The sequence below is a fragment of the Jiella flava genome, from assembly GCF_017349315.1.
Taxonomy (GTDB): domain Bacteria; phylum Pseudomonadota; class Alphaproteobacteria; order Rhizobiales; family Rhizobiaceae; genus Jiella; species Jiella flava.
In genome coordinates this window covers 1-3,364 of the sequence record NZ_JAFMPP010000017.1, presented here as the reverse complement: position 1 = coordinate 3,364, position 3,364 = coordinate 1, and the positions used below count along the sequence as shown (strand labels likewise).

Genomic DNA, 3,364 nt, shown 5'->3' with positions numbered 1-3,364 from the left:
GACGGCGGGCGAGGAGCCCGAATACCGCAACGCCTTCACCGCCATCCCGTCACGTATCCCGCTGACCCCGCACCGCGAGACCCCCTGGCCGCATGTTGCGGGCGCGCAGGTCGGGATCATCGCCGGGCCGGCGGGCGAGGAGATCCACTGCGACAAGTTCGGCCGGATCAAGCTGTGGTTTCCCTGGGACCGGCGGGCGAAGAAGGACGGCTCGGACACGGTCTGGGTGCGGGTGTCGCAGAACTGGGCGGGCGGCGGCTGGGGCGGCCAGATCATCCCGCGGATCGGCATGGAGGCGATGGTCGCCTTCGTCAATGGCGACCCGGACCAGCCGCTGGTCACCAGCCTCGTGCCGAACCCGAACCAGAAGGTGCCGTATACGCTGCCGGCGAACAAGACCAAGAGCGTATTTCGAACAAAAACCTATAAATCAGAAACAAAAAACGATTACAACGAGCTGCGCTTCGACGATGCGACTGGGATGGAAGAGGTCCGTATAACTTCTCAAAAGGATATGAACAAAATTGTTCATAACCACGATTCGTCGGTTGTCGTCGGAAATCAGGTTGCGTCAGTTTTTGGCGATCGACTTCATGAAACTCTTGGGCATGAATGCGTCAATGTCGGTCGATCTTTAACAATCTCTACCGGACCGTCGCTGTTAGCCTCAAGCATATTTCATATTGTTGGCAATTTCGCACAAAAAATGTCTCTGGGCGGCTACACGATCGAGTCGGCAAAAATGGCACGAGGAGGAGATGGTGATCTCAACCTATCGGCCGAAAATAATTTAAATATATCAGTCGGTTCATCTCTAAACGAATTCGTGAAAGAAAATCAGAATCTCAATATTGGAAAAAATGCATCCACCTTTGTCCGCGACGATGCGACTTGGTCGGTCGGAAAAAGTCTGAACTTCAGCGTCGGACGTGTGGCGCTCTTTAAATTCGAGGACAGTGTTGTGTTTTCATGTGGTAAATCCCGTATTCGGCTCACGAAAGATGGTGAAATTGAAATTTCCGGAAAGAGCCTCAAACTAGCAGGCACCGAACGGATAGAGCTGAATTGATCCCATGACACTATCACCATACTTCCACAAAACGCTAAAAGAGCTTTGTGATATATTTCGTGTTTCGCAGGATATCATCAAGCCACACCCTGATCACGCTCTCGCAGTGCTCTCCACGCTATATGGCTATCGACTGGTTCCCGACGCCTCGGATCGTCACAAGGTGCGTGACGGGGTTCTGCAGGACACCGTTCGGGTTTGGGGAGAGGGAAATCCCTTCACCGTCAAAATTCGCGAAATTGTTGCCGATTTTGCTGCTGACTTAGAAAGTTTTTATAATATTCCTGAGGGGAATCATGATCTAATTCTTGAATTCCAATCCTTGGCACGAATTGCTGTCGTGCTTCAGTGGATCGGCATCGGGGCACCAATATCTGGCAGTGTTAAAGCCGGCATAAAAGAAGGCATTAAATCAAGTTCTTTGCGCGCGGCTCTGCGAGCTGCGACTGAGCGCTTTGCGTACGGAGCCGGCTCCGCCATCGCGGAGGCCACGATAGCTCGCCTTGGGCTGACTGGACCTTGGGGAATTGCGCTCATCGCTGCGTCAATGGCTACGTATTACGGTATATTGCATCGAATGGAGCAAATTCGAAGCGAAATAACACGCCGATATGAACATGGCGCGGCTTCCGATGAGGAATATGTAGCTGTAAAGAACAAGGCCGTTGAAGACCTGGCCGTTGAAGCGCTCGTGAAATACTGGAGGTAATATTATAATGATTGCCAAAAGAATAATAAATATTTTTATTTATGGAATATTTATTATTTCCTTTGAATTAATATTTTCTATCGGCGCAATATATAGGCAATATATACATATATCTATCGCAGCTGTCGCTTTTTTTATTGGTTTAGTCATAAATTCTATATTGGCAGTCTGGTTCGGACGAAAAATGGCAGGGACTTGGAACCGCCGTGTCGAGGCGCATGGATTGGATCGGGTTGCTCTTGAAACTCGTCGACGTGGCGAATTATTCGTGGCACTATCGATGATCTCGATCTTTCCTCTCTGTTATGTCCTCGGGGCGCGATCCGAAGGAAATCAATTATTATTATTTTTATGTACAATGTCGATCTATATCTTGTATTCTGTTCTGTTTTTTTCGATCTTTGTCAAAACAAAAGACAAATACCTTCGAAAGCCGGACGACGCGCACGGGTAGCGATTTTCTCGCCGTCACGAGACACGATGCCCCGACGCGCGGCGATGCTGAACACGACATTTGTGGAGCATCAGTTGGATGAGGGAATTCAGCGGTTCTGGACGGATCTGAAACAATGAAATCAGGACTGCGATCGCTAATTTTATTGTCTCTCGTTTCCGCGAGCTGTTTTCGATCGGATGCGGCGTCAGCGCGCGACGTGGGGCGGACAAACCCATCCGCATCGGCCACCTTGTGCGCAACGTCGTTCAAGATTGCGATCCCTCCCTTGTCGACGCAAAACAAATTTAGCGACAACGAGCGTTGCGGCAATGTCTATGTCTTCGTCGATTCCGATTCAGGCCGTCGCATCGGCTTTGCGGGTGCGTTCGTCTATAAGAAGGCGCTCGCGCCCTCAGATTATGACCGTTATCGGCAATGGTTGGCGGGCCTCCTTGTCAAGGGCGACGGGGGCGACGGCGTGAGCGTCGACGTCAGCCCTTTGGGCCCCGTCGAGGATGCCAAATTTTCCCGGGCGCGCCTGCGATCGGCGCTCAATGGCGCCAAGGATCCCTCCGGTTGGATGGTTTGGGATATCGGGCTGCGCAACGTCGGCGACCAGTCCCTTGTCTTGTTCGATGGTGTGATGGCCTTTACCGATCCGCGCTATCAAACCGGTTTGACCCCGACGGAGAAGGCGTCGGCGGATAAGCTTTCCAAAATCGTCACGCGGTGGCGCGAGGAAAGCGAACGGCTCTTGACGCAATAGCCCCCTGTCCTGTGGGGGCCGCCGTTGCGCTTGTTGCGGCGCGCGACTGCGGGCCGTAATGCGATCGCCTCGGCTTCCCTGCCTTCGCTAGAGCGTCGGGCGGGAACGCTGAATCGAGATTCCGTTTTTTGCTGAAGTCTGATCCTGTGGTGCTGGAGGTGCGCCATGGGGAAAGCAGTTTCAGCAGATTTGCGGCTTCGGATCGTTCGGGGCATCGAGGCGGGCGGGTCGCGTCGGGCGATGGCGGCGCGGTTTGAAGTGGCGCCATCGACGGCGGTGCGGGTGCAGACCCGCTATGCCGCAACGGGGTCGGTGGCACCGCTCAAGCAAGGCCGCCCGGCGGGATCGGGCAAGCTCGGCCCCTATCAAGACGCCATCATCGAC

At 53.4% G+C, this 3,364-nt stretch carries 3 protein-coding genes and 1 pseudogene; all 4 read left to right on the top strand.

Going from position 1 to position 3,364, the window contains the following annotated elements:
- On the top strand, nt 1-1,069 hold a 1,069-nt coding region (locus J1C48_RS16470; RefSeq protein ID WP_207259100.1), incomplete at its 5' end, for a type VI secretion system Vgr family protein.
- A 4-nt stretch (nt 1,070-1,073) separates the two neighbouring features.
- Entirely contained in the window at nt 1,074-1,778 is a 705-nt protein-coding gene (locus J1C48_RS16465; RefSeq protein WP_207259099.1) for a hypothetical protein, read from the top strand.
- A 722-nt stretch (nt 1,779-2,500) separates the two neighbouring features.
- Nucleotides 2,501-2,980, top strand: a complete 480-nt coding sequence (locus tag J1C48_RS16460; RefSeq protein WP_207259098.1) for a hypothetical protein — start codon at nt 2,501-2,503, stop codon at nt 2,978-2,980.
- 165 nt (nt 2,981-3,145) lie between these two features.
- A pseudogene (locus J1C48_RS16455) lies at nt 3,146-3,364 on the top strand (IS630 family transposase); the annotation flags it as partial.

Bases quoted from the DNA above. Each gene is read 5' to 3' on its own strand.
- J1C48_RS16465 (WP_207259099.1), top strand. From the start codon at position 1,074: ATGACACTATCACCATACTTCCACAAAACGCTAAAAGAGCTTTGTGAT.